The organism is Pseudomonas sp. GM102 (genome assembly GCF_000282555.1).
Lineage (GTDB): Bacteria > Pseudomonadota > Gammaproteobacteria > Pseudomonadales > Pseudomonadaceae > Aquipseudomonas.
Genome location: NZ_AKJB01000146.1, coordinates 46,760 through 61,514, shown reverse-complemented (window position 1 = coordinate 61,514; position 14,755 = coordinate 46,760). Strand labels below are relative to the sequence as shown.

Genomic DNA, 14,755 nt, shown 5'->3' with positions numbered 1-14,755 from the left:
ACCGCGGAGAAACTTTGATGACTGCGAAGTTGGAAAAAGTTCTGATCGCCAACCGCGGTGAGATTGCCCTGCGGATTCTGCGTGCCTGCAAAGAGATGGGCATCAAGACTGTCGCCGTTTACTCCAAGGCCGACAAAGAGCTGATGCACCTGGGCCTGGCTGACGAATCCGTCTGCATCGGCCCGGCCTCGGCCGCGCACTCTTACCTGCACATTCCGGCCATCATCGCCGCCGCTGAAGTGACTGGCGCTACCGCCATCCACCCAGGCTACGGCTTCCTTGCGGAAAACGCCGACTTTGCCGAACAGGTCGAGAACTCCGGCTTCGCGTTCATTGGCCCGAAAGCCGAGACCATTCGCCTGATGGGCGACAAGGTATCGGCCAAGCACGCCATGATCGCCGCCGGTGTTCCAACCGTTCCGGGTTCCGACGGCCCACTGCCTGAAGACGAAGAAACCGCTCTGCGCATCGGTCGCGAAGTCGGTTATCCGGTGATCATCAAAGCCGCTGGCGGCGGCGGTGGTCGCGGCATGCGCGTGGTGCACAAAGAAGAAGACCTGATCTCTTCGGCGAAACTGACCCGCTCCGAAGCGGGCGCAGCGTTCGGCAACCCGATGGTCTATCTGGAAAAATTCCTGACCAACCCACGTCACGTGGAAGTTCAGGTACTTTCCGATGGCCAGGGCCACGCCATCCATCTGGGTGACCGCGATTGCTCGCTGCAACGTCGCCACCAGAAGGTTCTTGAAGAAGCGCCGGCACCGGGCATCGACGAGAACGCGCGCGAGGAAGTCCTCGCCCGCTGCGTCAAGGCGTGCATCGACATCGGCTACCGTGGCGCCGGCACTTTCGAGTTCCTGTACGAGAACGGCCACTTCTACTTCATCGAGATGAACACTCGTGTGCAGGTAGAGCACCCGGTATCGGAAATGGTCACCGGCATCGACATCGTCAAGGAAATGCTCAGCATCGCCGCTGGCAACAAGCTGTCGTACACCCAGGATGACGTCGTTATCCGTGGTCACGCGCTGGAATGCCGGATCAACGCCGAAGACCCGAAAACCTTCATGCCTAGCCCAGGCACGGTCAAGCATTTCCACGCCCCAGGCGGCAACGGCGTTCGCGTCGATTCGCACCTGTACAGTGGCTATGCCGTTCCGCCGAACTACGATTCGTTGATCGGCAAGCTGATCACCTACGGCGCAACCCGTGACGAAGCCATGGCGCGCATGCGCAATGCGCTGGACGAAATCGTTGTCGACGGGATCAAGACCAACATCCCGCTGCACCGCGATCTGGTCCGTGATGAAGGCTTCTGCAAAGGTGGAATCAACATCCACTACCTGGAACACAAGCTGGCTGGCGAAAAGCATTAAGCTGTGATCCATACCAACAAGGCCGCTTTCGAGCGGCTTTGTTGTTTCTGTGCTCTTTGTAGGAGCGAGGCTTGCCCGCGAACCAGACGCCGCGGTGCTTCAGACTTACCGCGTCATCGTTCTTCGCGGGCAAGCCTCGCTCCTACGAAGAGCACGCATGTATCGGTCTTGTCGTCTTCTGCCTCGCGCTCGCGTAAACTTGCGCGCTTCTCGCAGCCCGCTAGGCTGCAATCAATATTTTTCAAAGGTGCCCGCCATGCCTTGGCTGCAAGTCCGTCTCGCCATCAGCCCAGAACAAGCCGAAACCTACGAAGACGCTTTCCTTGAAGTGGGCGCCGTGTCGGTCACCTTCATGGACGCCGAAGATCAGCCGATTTTCGAGCCTGAACTCAACACCACCCCGCTGTGGTCGCACACGCACCTGCTGGCCTTGTTCGAAGGTGGCACCGAGGCTGCCAGCGTGCTGGCCCATCTTGAGTTGTTGACTGGCAGCCCGCTGCCCGAGCATCACAGCGAAGTCATCGAAGACCAGGATTGGGAACGCAGCTGGATGGACGGTTTCCAGCCAATGCGCTTCGGTCAGCGCCTGTGGATCGTCCCGAGCTGGCACGCAGCCCCTGAGCCAGACGCAGTGAACCTGCTGCTGGACCCGGGCCTGGCGTTCGGCACCGGTACTCACCCGACCACCGCCCTGTGCCTGGAATGGCTCGACGGCCAGGACCTGAAAGGTTGCAACGTGCTCGACTTCGGTTGCGGTTCGGGGATTCTGGCGATTGCCGCCCTGTTGCTGGGCGCCAAGCAAGCCGTCGGCACCGACATCGACGTGCAGGCGCTGGAGGCTTCCCGCGATAACGCCGGGCGCAACAACATTGCTGACGAACTCTTCCCGCTGTATCTGCCACAAGACCTGCCGCAGGTTCAGGCCGACGTGCTGGTCGCCAACATTCTTGCCGGCCCGCTGGTTTCGCTGGCGCCGCAGCTGTCCAGCCTGGTCAAGCCGGGCGGTCGTTTGGCACTGTCGGGCATCCTCGCCGAACAAGGTGAAGAAGTCGCCGCTGCCTACGCTCAGGACTTCGATCTGGATCCGATTGCCAATCGCGACGGCTGGGTACGCATTACTGGCCGTCGGCGCTAGAATGAGCGCCTGCATAAACCGGATTGCCGCATGACCGACAGCTTCGTCACCCAGTGCCCGCATTGCCAAACCAGCTTCCGCGTCAGCCATGCTCAGTTGAGCGTGGCCCGTGGAGTGGTTCGTTGCGGCTCGTGCTTGCAGGTGTTCAATGCCGCCAAGCAGTTACTCGAACAGCGGGCCGGCAAAGAGACGGTCAAACCGGTTGCACCGGCGTCCGTCGAACCGCCCGTGCAGCGAGCCATTAGCCAAAAGCAATGGACCGCTGCAGAAATGGATCTGGACAGCCTGGATCTGGACGAAGAGCTCGCCCGGCTTGAACAACGGGAAATCCAGCCAACAACGGAATTCACTCGCCCCCGCGAAGACAGCCTCAGCGCTCGCCGCGATACCACCGAGCAGGATCAGGAGCCTTGGTCCGACAGCCTCTTCAGTGAATCGGCCGCCGATCGCGCACAAACTCTCGACGCGCCCGCACCAGAACCGACGATCGAGCCAAGCAAACACTCGCGCACCGAACCTTTGCTGTCGCTTGCGCCCGTAGAGCTGGACGACGAGCCCGAGATACAACAACTGCGCCTGCACGACCCGCTCGACGCCCCGATCCCCTTTGGGGGGTTGTCGGCGACCACCGATGAGATCGACGACGATCTGCCCTCGGTCGAGCCCCTGCGCAAGCGACGCGAACGCAACGGACCGGCCCTGCGCGCGGAAGAGCTGGAGGACCTGACCGACGATCCGTTGCAACTGGACTGGCAAAAACGTCGCTCACCCTGGGGCCGGCGCTTTTTCTGGCTACTGCTGATCCTGCTCGGCACCGCAGGCCTCGCTGGCCAATACATCGCCTATCACTTCGACGAACTGGCACGCCAGGACCAGTACCGGCCGTGGTTCCAGCAACTGTGCCCGCACATCGGCTGCACCGTGCCGTCCAAAGTCGACATCGCGAAAGTCAAAAGCAGCAATCTGGTGGTCCGCAGCCACCCGGACTTCAACGGCGCCCTGGTGGTCGATGCCATCATCTACAACCGTGCGCCCTTCTCCCAGCCCTTCCCGCTGCTTGAGCTGCGCTTTGCCGATCTCAACGGCCACCTGATCGCCAGCCGTCGCTTCAAGCCCGGCGAGTACCTCAACGGCGACCTCGAAGGTCTGGCGGAAATGCCACCACAAACGCCGATCCACATCGCGCTGGACATTCTCGACCCCGGCCCCAAAGCGGTGAACTACAGCCTGAGCTTTCATTCCCCCGAGTGAAACGCTCAAGTGTTGCAGGCTTGACGGCATATTTCTGACTTTGATCACTCGTACCAAACCGCTGGCGATAACAAAATTACTGTTCAGATTTTGTTCAATTCAGCCTTTATCCAGTCATCGAGAGCGGGTATCATGCCAACCCTTTTTCGAACTCTCATGATCCGGCCCCACAACAGGGAAGTCCTATGTCGGCGGTACGCATCGGTCCATATACATTGCACAACGGCTTGATTCTCGCCCCCATGGCGGGTGTCACCGACCAGCCCTTTCGTCAGCTGTGCAAGCGACTGGGCGCGGGCCTTGTAGTCTCGGAAATGGTCACCAGCGACATGAGCTTATGGAACACCCGCAAATCGCGGATGCGCATGATCCACGAAGGCGATCCCGAGCCCCGCTCGGTACAGATCGCCGGTGGAGATGCGCAGATGCTGGCGGATGCAGCCCGGGCCAACGTCGAACTGGGCGCCCAGATTATTGATATCAACATGGGTTGTCCGGCGAAGAAGGTCTGCAACAAGGCCGCCGGCTCCGCGCTGTTGAAAGATGAAGCATTGGTGACCGAGATCCTGCAGGCCGTGGTGGCCGCAGTCGATGTGCCGGTCACCCTGAAGATCCGCACCGGCTGGGACCGGGCGAACAAGAACGGCCTGACCGTGGCGAAGATTGCCGAACAGGCAGGCATTACAGCGTTGGCGGTGCATGGCCGCACCCGTGCAGACCTGTACACCGGTGAAGCCGAGTACGACACCATTGCCGCGATCAAGCAGGCGGTGTCGATTCCGGTCTTCGCCAATGGCGATATCGATTCGCCCGAGAAGGCCCGGTACGTGCTCGACGCGACCGGTGCCGATGGCCTGTTGGTGGGGCGGGCTGCTCAGGGGCAGCCATGGATTTTTCGTGAGATCGACCATTATCTGCGTACCGGCGAAAAGCTCCCGGCACCGGAACTGATCGAGGTGGAACGTATTCTGCTTGAGCATCTGGCCGCGCTGCATGCCTTCTACGGCGACGTCATGGGCGTGCGCATAGCTCGCAAGCATGTGGGCTGGTATCTCGCAACCTTGCCGGGCGCCAGGGAGTTTCGCGCCCACTTCAATCGTTTGGAAGATACGGAAGCACAATGCGCCTACGTTCGGGCCTTCTTCGCCGAACGCTACAAGAGCCTGACAGGGGACGGAGAAGGGGTGGCTGCATGACGATGATGACCGAGACTTTAGTGAGTGGAACAACACCCGTGAGCGACAACGTGAATTTGAAACAGCACCTCAATACGCCGAGCGAAGAAGGTCAGACCCTTCGCGGGAGTGTCGAGAAGGCGCTGCACAATTATTTCGCCCACCTTGAGGGCGCTGCCGTCACGGATGTGTACAACCTGGTGCTCTCCGAAGTCGAGGCTCCCCTGCTCGAATGCGTGATGAACTACGTCAAGGGCAACCAGACCAAAGCCAGTGAGCTGCTCGGGCTGAACCGGGGCACCCTGCGCAAGAAACTCAAGCAGTACGATTTGCTGTAAGCATTCAATCAAACCAGAAAGGCGCCCGCGTAAAACCGGTCGCCTTTTTTGCTGACTTCCCTTGCTTTTGATGGAAATTGAAATGACCGACCAGACTACCCGCCTGCCGATCCGCCGCGCTTTGATCAGCGTTTCCGACAAGACCGGGATCCTTGAATTCGCCAAGGAGCTCGAAGCCCTGGGCGTCGAGATCCTCTCCACCGGCGGGACGTTCAAGCTGCTGCGCGACAACGGCGTTGCCGCAGTGGAAGTCGCGGATTACACCGGTTTCGCAGAAATGATGGACGGTCGGGTGAAAACCCTGCACCCGAAAATCCACGGCGGAATCCTCGGTCGTCGCGGTATCGATGACGCCATCATGAACGAGCACGGCATCAAGCCGATCGATCTGGTTGCGGTCAACCTGTACCCGTTCCAAGCCACCATCAACAAGCCAGGCTGCGACCTGCCGACCGCCATCGAGAACATCGACATCGGCGGCCCGACCATGGTCCGTTCGGCAGCCAAGAACCACAAAGACGTAGCTATCGTGGTGAATGCCAGCGATTACGCCAACGTCCTGGAAAGCCTCAAGGCCGGCGGCCTGACCTACGCTCAGCGTTTCGACCTGATGCTCAAGGCCTTCGAACACACCGCCGCCTATGACGGCATGATCGCCAACTACATGGGCACCGTGAACCAGGCGGCTGAAACCCTCAGCACCGAAGGTCGCAGCGAGTTTCCGCGCACCTTCAACAGCCAGTTCGTCAAGGCTCAGGAAATGCGCTACGGCGAGAACCCGCACCAGAGCGCGGCGTTCTACGTTGAAGCCAAACCTGCGGAAGTCGGCATCGCCACCGCCACCCAGCTGCAAGGCAAAGAGCTGTCGTACAACAACGTGGCCGACACCGACGCCGCGCTGGAATGCGTGAAGAGCTTCGTCAAGCCAGCCTGCGTGATCGTCAAGCACGCCAACCCGTGCGGCGTGGCCGTGAGCCCGGACGCCGAAGGCGGCATCCGCCAGGCTTATGAACTGGCCTACGCCACCGACACCGAATCGGCGTTCGGCGGCATCATTGCGTTCAACCGTGAGCTGGATGCTGAAACCGCCAAGGCCATCGTCGAGCGTCAGTTCGTCGAAGTGATCATCGCCCCTAGCGTCAGCGAAGAAGCTCGCGCCATCGTGGCTGCCAAAGCCAATGTGCGCCTGCTGGCCTGCGGCGAGTGGTCGGCTGATCGCGCTGCTGCGTGGGACTACAAACGCGTCAACGGTGGCCTGCTGGTACAGAGCCGCGATATCGGCATGATTGGCAGCGAAGACCTGAAAGTGGTAACCAAGCGCGCGCCGACCGAACAGGAAATCAATGACCTGATCTTCGCCTGGAAAGTCGCCAAATACGTTAAGTCCAACGCCATCGTCTACGCCAAGAACCGTCAGACCATCGGTGTCGGCGCTGGCCAGATGAGCCGCGTGAACTCCGCGCGTATCGCTGCGATCAAGGCAGAACACGCTGGCTTGCAGGTACAGGGCGCGGTCATGGCATCGGATGCATTCTTCCCGTTCCGCGACGGCATCGACAACGCGGCCAAGGTCGGTATCACTGCGGTGATCCAGCCAGGCGGCTCGATGCGTGATAACGAAGTGATTGCTGCTGCTGATGAAGCTGGCATCGCCATGGTCTTTACTGGCATGCGCCACTTCCGTCACTGATTTCTTGCTCTTGTAGGAGCGAGGCTTGCCCGCGAAGGCCTCACCTCGGTCTGGCTGATGCACCGCGGCGATCCCTTCGCGGGCAAGCCTCGCTCCTACAGGTTTGGTGCAGCGGCGGATGCCGCGTACCGTTAGCCAGACAGCCCAGGCTGCCCCCACAGAATTAGCGTCATCCGAGGTTTTTGAAATGAATGTTTTGATCATTGGCAGCGGTGGCCGTGAACACGCCCTGGCCTGGAAAGTGGCTCAGGATCCGCGCGTGCAGAAAGTTTTCGTTGCCCCGGGCAACGCCGGCACCGCCATTGAAGCCAAGTGCGAGAACGTCGCTATCGACGTGTTGGCGCTTGAACAATTGGCTGACTTTGCCGAACAGAACGTTTCCCTGACCATCGTCGGCCCGGAAGTGCCGCTGGTCGCCGGTGTCGTCGATCTGTTCCGCTCCCGTGGCCTGGATTGCTTCGGCCCGACCGCGGGCGCTGCTCAGCTGGAAGGTTCGAAAGCCTTCACCAAGGACTTCCTGGCGCGCCACAAGATCCCGACCGCCGACTACCAGAACTTTACCGAGATCGAGCCAGCCCTGGCTTATCTGCGTGAAAAAGGCGCACCGATCGTGATCAAGGCCGATGGCCTGGCCGCCGGTAAAGGCGTGATCGTCGCCATGACCCTGGGCGAAGCCGAAGACGCGGTGCGCGACATGCTCGCAGGTAACGCGTTTGGCGACGCCGGCTCTCGCGTGGTGATCGAAGAATTCCTGGACGGCGAAGAAGCCAGCTTCATCGTCATGGTCGACGGCAAGAATGTGTTGCCGATGGCCACCAGCCAGGACCACAAACGCGTCGGCGACGGCGATACCGGCCCGAACACCGGCGGAATGGGCGCTTACTCCCCGGCCCCGGTCGTCACGGCCGAAGTCCATCAGCGGGTCATGGACCTGGTGATCTGGCCGACCGTGCGTGGCATGGCCGAGGAAGGGAACATTTACACCGGTTTCCTCTATGCCGGCCTGATGATCGACAAGGCTGGTAACCCAAAAGTCATCGAGTTCAATTGCCGTTTCGGCGATCCTGAGACGCAACCGGTGATGCTGCGTTTGCAGTCGAGCCTGGTGTTGCTGGTCGAAGCGGCGCTGGCGCAAGCGCTGGACAAGGTCGAAGCGCAATGGGATCCACGTCCGAGCGTCGGCATCGTACTGGCCGCTGGCGGTTACCCGGGTGACTACGTCAAAGGTGTTGCCATCAACGGCCTGGATGCAGCAGCGGCACTGGAAGGCAAAGTCTTCCACGCCGGCACTGCGCTAAAGGACGGTCAGGTGGTGACTGCCGGTGGTCGGGTGCTGTGCGCAACCGCCATGGGCACCAGCGTCGACGCAGCCCAGCAGCAGGCTTACAAACTGGCGGCTAAAATCGACTGGGAAGGCTGCTTCTACCGCAAGGACATTGGCTACCGTGCCATTGCCCGCGAGCGTGGCGAAAATCAGGAATAAGCCATCTATTCGGCCAGGCAAGGGCTTGCGGCCCTTGCCTGACTATTCCGACGCCGCGCATAGTTATACTCTGGCATCAACCTACGAAGGGATTTCGCCGTGCGCTGGCTCAGGATTGCCATAGGCTTCACCGTCACTCTGCTGACCTTGCTCTGCATGCTCCCGGCCCAAGCCGCGCAAGGCAGTGGCTGGGCAGTATTGCTCGACGAACAGGGCGACTTGCAGCTAAGCGACATCCGCTCCAGCCGCTACACCAATCAATTTAGCCCCATCGAACTCGACCGCCTTACCGCAGCCGCGCCCGACGGTGCACTATGGCTGCGTTTCAGGCTCGCGCCCGGCAAACACGAACAGTTGCTGCGAGTGTTCGCACCGGACCTGTCGCACCTCAATCTGTATGTGCTCGACGGCGACGAACTGATTGATCAATTGAATACCGGTACCGGACAGCTCCAGACCAGGCGCCCCCTCCCCAGCAGCGACTTCATGTTGCCGTTGCCACAAAGCGACAAAACCCTCGACGTCTACTTGCGGCTGGTCTCCGAACACCAGTTGCGGCCTTACATCACCCTGCAATCGGCGGTCATGACCGCGGCCACTCAGAACCTGACGCTGATCTACGGGCTGCTCTTTGGCTGCATCGCAATGCTGATCCTGCATAACCTGACCCGTTATGCCTATACCCGTTCACGCAGCTGCCTCTGGCTGGCGGCGTGCGAAGTATTGTTGCTGCTCAGCCTCGTGTTGCTGCTGAATCTGGCCGGCCCATGGTTACCGAACTGGCCCGCCTTGCAGACACCCGGAGCCTACCTCGCCCTGTTGCTGACCGCACCTTGCGGCCTGATGTTCGCCTACCGTTTCTTCGCCCCGCTCGGCCCACACCCACTGAACAAGTTGCTGCTGGGCGACATCTTGTTCATTGTGGTCTGCGGTCTGCTGTTGTTGTTCGTCAACACGCTGCCGCTGAACCTCATCACGTACGTGCTGGTTGCCCTGGCCGGCCTGAGTATGTTGTTCGTCAGTGTCCATCACTGGCAAAAAGGTTATCGCCCGGCGCGCCTGTTCGTGGCGGCCATGGTGGTATTCAACCTCGGCACATTGATTATCCTGCCCGCGCTGCAGGGGCTGACCCTTGTCGCGCCGCAAGGCCTGATCATCATTCTGCTGGTGTTTATCTGCATCAGCGGCCTGTTGATGAGTGTTGCCTTGGGCGAGCGACAGCGCAGCATCACCGAAGACCGCTTCAGCGTCAGTCGCGACCTGGCCGCCAGCAACGCCGAGATCAACGCCAAAGCCGAATTTCTGGCAAAAATCAGCCACGAAATCCGCACCCCGATGAATGGCGTGCTGGGCATGACCGAACTGCTGCTGGGCACACCGCTGTCGGTCAAGCAACGCGACTATGTGCAGACCATCCACAGCGCCGGCAACGAGCTGCTGACACTGATCAACGAAATTCTCGACATCTCCAAACTCGAGTCCGGGCAGATCGAACTGGACGACGTGCAGTTCGACCTCAACGCCCTGATCGAAGACTGCTTGAGCATCTTCCGCGCCAAGGCCGAACAGCAGAACGTCGAGCTGATCAGTTTTATCCAGCCACAGGTACCACGCGTCATCAGCGGAGATCCAACGCGCCTGCGCCAGACCCTGCTGAGCCTGCTGGAAAACGCTCTGAAGAAAACCGACGAAGGCGAGATCCTGATCGTTGTCGCCCTGGATGAACGCAGCGCCAAACCGCGGCTGCGCATCGCTGTGCAAGACAGCGGCCAACCCATGGAGGCGGAAGAGCGCGACGCGTTGATGCATGCCGAACTGCACAGCAAGCACTTTCTCTCGGCCACCAGCCTGGGGGGTAATCTTGGGCTGGTCATCGCCCGTCAGCTGATCCGTTTGATGCAGGGGGAATTCGGCATCAAAAGCGGCGCCAGCCAGGGCAGCACATTATGGCTGACCCTGCCACTGGACCCGGACCGTCTCGAACACCCGACCTCGGACCTGGACGGCCCGTTGCAAGGCGCACGCGTATTGGTCGTGGACGACAACGACACCTGTCGCAAGGTGCTGGTGCAGCAGTGCAGCGCCTGGGGCATGAGCGTCAGTGCCGTACCATCCGGCAAGGAGGCCCTGGCGCTGCTGCGCACCAAGGCCCACTTGCGCGATTATTTCGACGTGGTCCTGCTGGACCAGAACATGCCCGGCATGACCGGCATGCAACTGGCCGCCAAGATCAAGGAAGACCCGAGCCTGAACCATGACATTCTATTGATCATGCTCACCGGTATCAGCAATGCCCCGAGCAAGATCATCGCGCGTAATTGCGGGATCAAACGCATTCTCGCCAAACCGGTAGCCGGCTATACCCTCAAGACCACGCTGGCGGACGAGCTGAACCAGCGCAACAAAGGCCTGCCCGTCTCGCAGCACCTGCCCACCGGCCCGACCCTTCCGGTCAAGGTACCCAGCGATTTCCGCATCCTGGTAGCCGAAGACAACAACATCTCGACCAAGGTCATACGCGGCATGTTGGGCAAGCTCAACCTGCAACCGGACACCGCCAGCAATGGCGAAGAAGCCCTGATGGCGATGAAGGCCCAGCGCTACGACCTGGTGCTGATGGATTGTGAAATGCCGATCCTCGACGGTTTCTCCGCCACCCAGCAGCTACGTGCCTGGGAAGTCGGCAACCAGCGGATTCGCACCCCTGTGGTGGCATTGACCGCACACATCCTCGCCGAACACAAAGAGCGCGCGCGCCAGGCCGGCATGGACGGGCACATGGCCAAACCGGTCGAGTTGTCGCAACTGCGTGACCTGATCGAGCATTGGGTTGCCCAGCGTGATCATCAGAATCGCGCCACGACTCAACCGTCGTGAATCGACAGATATTTGTTTGCGCTTAGACAGCCCAGATCATTTTTGCAGGTATCAGGGATTGAACACCCAAAACAACTGCCTACTCATTGGTTTTTGGCGAGTGCACGGCACTTATAAGTTCCTCACGAGCAGGTGCAACTGCCATAGCAATTCTCTTGCGCCACAGCTCAAAGGCCGTCGAATCCAGCACCGAAATACACCCGTTGAACTCAATCTCCCCGACGATATCGTTTGTTCGAAAGATGTGTTCAATGATTGAGTTCGGAAGCGTTTCATGGGTTTCGAAACTGAAGGTCAAACAGATTAAGCGCGTACCCGCCAGGACAATACCGATCTGCAATCGGACTCTGGTCAGCTTCGAGGCCTGATCCTCAGCGACCGAATACTGGCGCAGTTGAGTGCGTACCGCACTCTGTGGCGGTAGTCTGGACAATTCGACCAACGCTCGGTCAATGGCTTCGACATATGGACTGGAAAGATAAAGACTGACTTTGGATGCCACTATTTGACTTATCGTCTGGCACGGCTGCTTCGAATCAGGTTTGAACGAACCGCCGAAATCCTGAAGACGCGCCCAGCCAAACTGATTAAGTTGCGAGCGATACAGTTCCCACCACTGCTCATACTCGGTCAATGAAGGCGGCTTGGCCACCGAGGCAAGTTGCATATATAAAGCCGAATCGAGCACATCATCCCGTACGCTTTGATTCAGTTCATGTGACAGCAACAAAATGCTTCCACCAACAACAAACATGTCGTAGTTTAAATTCAACATAAGCGTTACTTCTTGGACTCAAAAAAAACCGGAGGCAAACACCTCCGGCTCCATTGTTACTTACCGGCTAAAATGGCCTGGAATGCTCGCTCATCCAGCTCATCCAGGTAGGCGTTTACCGCCTCCTCCCTTTTCGCGGGATAATCTTCCTCATGGATGACCATGTACGCAGTGTCCTGGTAGACGTTGACTTCAGAACTTTTCCATTCAAAGAACAGCACGCCACCGTCTTTGCCTGGCTCCGAGGAATAATTGACAGCCGCAACAGCCATGTTGACGTAACCTTCCTTGTCTTGTACGCCGGAGGCTATTCCAAAACGACGCCCCTGTTCTTTCTCTACAGAACGATTGAAAAGGGTGAGCGCTTTTTCGTCCTGGTTGAGAGAGCCAAGGGTATCGGAAACCAAAGCGGGGATACCGACTCCTCCGGCGACGCCCTTGACGATACTGCCAACAATATCGACCACTACATTCGCCATGGTCAGACTTTGCGTTTTCTTTTCATACGCCTTGGAAACCTGGACAACATTGGTCCATTTCAACGATGTAAGAACTTGCACCAAAAACTTAAATCGGTCCTCCATCTGGTTTTTTTCAGGGTACTTGTTGGTGGCCATGATCTCGGCAAACCGATAAGTATTGAGCGTAACTTTTTTGTTGCGGCGAGTCATCCCTTCCAACAAACTGACAATATTAGGCCCATCGACCACCGCTTGAATATTGTCCAGGTCGATCAGGCTCGGCCCCGACTTCGCCGAAAAACCCGCCATACGCAATTTTGCCTGAGAGGCGGGATATTGCTTGATCAGGCCAGTAATTAATTCCGCCTGCTCCGCATCATTTAAAACAGTAACTTGATTCATTCTTCAACATTCCTTTGTTATTAATATGAGCCAACCCGGCTCAGAACCAATACTATCAAAGCCAACTTAAAAACCACAAACAATGAACACATACAAATAATTACAACACATAAACAATCAAATACCCCTACCACAAGTCGCCTAGTGGATGGCACCGGGCAGGCTCAGTTTGATCAGTTGCCCGATATCAGATCGATAAAATCCTGATCTTCCAACTCATCCAGTGCGTCCTGCAGTACCTGGCGGTTTTCTTCGATCTCTCGTTGCCCAATAGTGAACTCACGCACCCTGATATCCAGTTGTGCCATCGAGAGTCCGACGCTCCAAAAGCCAGTAGACCAGTCAAGTTTAAGAAGACGTACATGACTGACGAATATTCCCAACGAGCCATCCGGGTTAAGCTCGGCGGGCAAAATCTCAAGCTCACCGGACTCTCTCACTCTTGCGGCGAAGGAATCTTTCAACACATCGTCGCGTCCCAGCAGATTTAAAGCGTTTGCAAGGGTCGCAGCCTTACGACGCCCGATCTTCCTGGACATGACATCCAGATACGCCTCCGTGACACTTCCGGAAAATTTCTTGTCGATTACTTCCACCAGTGGCTGATCAAGCCCCCAACCGATAGACCAGAGTACTCCTGAGTAATATTCGAACCAGTCAGCAGCCTGCTTGACGCTATCGTATTCTTTGCTCGCGCGGGCCTTTGCATATCTAACACTGTTTTTTATAAACTGTTTATCCTGCTTTGAAAGCTCACCACTAAAACCCAACAAACTGTTATATAAAACCGAGGCACTGTTTTTCGGCGCAATCGTTTCGGTATTTTCTTTCAACTCATGTTCCATTTAAAACCCCTGCCTACCTGGCATTTTTTGACTTCTTGATATGCTCAATCTTCCACAGAAGACTTCTTGACTCAACACACTAACAAGAAAAAATCAGACCACTCAATTGATGAAGAACAACATTTGATGTCCGCCCTCATTGATGCAAGAGTGGCCGCGCGGTCATGCCGGCGTGCATTAATTGAAAGACGCCCGGCAGCACGGCGTGGACGGGCGCGAATTGAGCGAGCCGACAGACCTTGTAGCGCCTGATAGACTCCCCACGACTTCCCTCGCCAGTGAGCTTGCCATGCTCCACGTGTTATTCAGCGTTTACCTGAAGATGCTGGTGCTCTACAGCCCATTCTTCGTATTGTCCTGCTTCATCAGCCTGACCCGCGGCTATTCGCGCAAAGAGCAGCGACGCCTGGCCTGGAAAGTGGCAACCGCCACGCTGGTTTCCAGCGTCTTGCTGTACCTGTTCGGACGGGTCATTTTCAGTGTTTTCGGCATCACCGTGGACGCGTTCCGCATCGGCGCCGGCAGTGTGCTGTTCATCTCGGCACTGGGCATGGCCCAGGGCAAGTCAGCGGTACAGACCGACAATGTGCAGCAGGACGTGACCATCGTCCCGCTGACCATTCCGCTGACCGTCGGCCCCGGTACCATCGGTGCTCTGCTGGTGATGGGCGTGAGCCAGCCCCACTGGGATGACAAGCTGACGGCAATTCTCAGTATTGCGCTGGCCAGTTTCACGGTCGGCGTGGTGCTTTATCTGTCCAGCCGGATAGAACGGATTCTGGGCGATCAAGGCCTGCAGATCGTCAGCCGCTTGATGGGATTGTTTGTCTGCGCACTGGCGGCGCAGATTATTTTTACCGGGGTGAAGGGCTATCTCGTACCTGGCGCCAGTGCCTCATGAAAAAGGCTGCGGGGGATCAACCCCGCAGCCTGCCGTAGACCCTTGG

At 58.2% G+C, this 14,755-nt stretch carries 12 protein-coding genes; 9 read left to right on the top strand and 3 right to left on the bottom strand.

Annotated features, from left to right (window positions below; translation table 11 throughout):
- The first annotated feature begins 17 nt into the window (after positions 1-17).
- The 8 genes from accC to PMI18_RS01445 all read left to right on the top strand — a co-directional run bounded on the left by accC (position 18) and on the right by PMI18_RS01445 (position 11,325).
- Positions 18-1,376 carry an acetyl-CoA carboxylase biotin carboxylase subunit gene (gene accC, locus PMI18_RS01410; protein ID WP_007907428.1) on the top strand — a complete coding sequence of 453 codons (1,359 nt, stop codon included), beginning with the start codon at positions 18-20 and terminating at the stop codon, positions 1,374-1,376.
- Between the two features lie 256 nt (positions 1,377-1,632).
- A complete protein-coding gene (gene prmA / locus PMI18_RS01415; protein WP_007907426.1) occupies positions 1,633-2,511 on the top strand; it encodes a 50S ribosomal protein L11 methyltransferase in 879 nt (292 codons plus the stop codon).
- A gap of 30 nt (positions 2,512-2,541) precedes the next feature.
- Entirely contained in the window at positions 2,542-3,762 is a 1,221-nt protein-coding gene (locus tag PMI18_RS01420; RefSeq protein WP_007907424.1) for a DUF3426 domain-containing protein, read from the top strand.
- 185 nt (positions 3,763-3,947) lie between these two features.
- Positions 3,948-4,958, top strand: a complete 1,011-nt coding sequence (dusB, locus tag PMI18_RS01425; protein WP_007907421.1) for a tRNA dihydrouridine synthase DusB — start codon at positions 3,948-3,950, stop codon at positions 4,956-4,958.
- Positions 4,955-5,275 (top strand): DNA-binding transcriptional regulator Fis, encoded by a 321-nt coding sequence (fis, locus tag PMI18_RS01430; protein ID WP_007907419.1) that lies wholly within the window; start codon positions 4,955-4,957, stop codon positions 5,273-5,275. The genes dusB and fis overlap by 4 nt, the downstream gene beginning before the upstream one ends.
- 82 nt (positions 5,276-5,357) lie before the next feature.
- On the top strand, positions 5,358-6,965 hold the full coding sequence (purH, locus tag PMI18_RS01435) for a bifunctional phosphoribosylaminoimidazolecarboxamide formyltransferase/IMP cyclohydrolase (protein ID WP_007907416.1): 1,608 nt from the start codon (positions 5,358-5,360) through the stop codon (positions 6,963-6,965).
- Between the two features lie 187 nt (positions 6,966-7,152).
- A complete protein-coding gene (gene purD / locus PMI18_RS01440) occupies positions 7,153-8,448 on the top strand; it encodes a phosphoribosylamine--glycine ligase (protein WP_007907414.1) in 1,296 nt (431 codons plus the stop codon).
- Between the two features lie 99 nt (positions 8,449-8,547).
- A complete protein-coding gene (locus PMI18_RS01445; RefSeq protein WP_007907412.1) occupies positions 8,548-11,325 on the top strand; it encodes a hybrid sensor histidine kinase/response regulator in 2,778 nt (925 codons plus the stop codon).
- 79 nt (positions 11,326-11,404) lie between these two features.
- Here PMI18_RS01445 and PMI18_RS01450 read toward each other — a convergent pair whose 3' ends face one another.
- The 3 genes from PMI18_RS01450 to PMI18_RS01460 form a co-directional block, all read right to left on the bottom strand.
- Positions 11,405-12,100: a hypothetical protein gene (locus tag PMI18_RS01450; protein WP_007907410.1), complete on the bottom strand. Its 696-nt coding sequence runs from the start codon at positions 12,098-12,100 to the stop codon at positions 11,405-11,407.
- A gap of 56 nt (positions 12,101-12,156) precedes the next feature.
- Positions 12,157-12,963 (bottom strand): hypothetical protein, encoded by an 807-nt coding sequence (locus tag PMI18_RS01455; protein WP_007907408.1) that lies wholly within the window; start codon positions 12,961-12,963, stop codon positions 12,157-12,159.
- A 173-nt stretch (positions 12,964-13,136) separates the two neighbouring features.
- Positions 13,137-13,808: a hypothetical protein gene (locus tag PMI18_RS01460; protein ID WP_007907406.1), complete on the bottom strand. Its 672-nt coding sequence runs from the start codon at positions 13,806-13,808 to the stop codon at positions 13,137-13,139.
- A 289-nt stretch (positions 13,809-14,097) separates the two neighbouring features.
- Here PMI18_RS01460 and PMI18_RS01465 point away from each other — a divergent pair, with 289 nt between their 5' ends.
- Positions 14,098-14,709, top strand: coding sequence for a MarC family protein (locus PMI18_RS01465; protein WP_007907405.1), 612 nt, complete (start codon positions 14,098-14,100; stop codon positions 14,707-14,709).
- Positions 14,710-14,755: the final 46 nt, after the last annotated feature.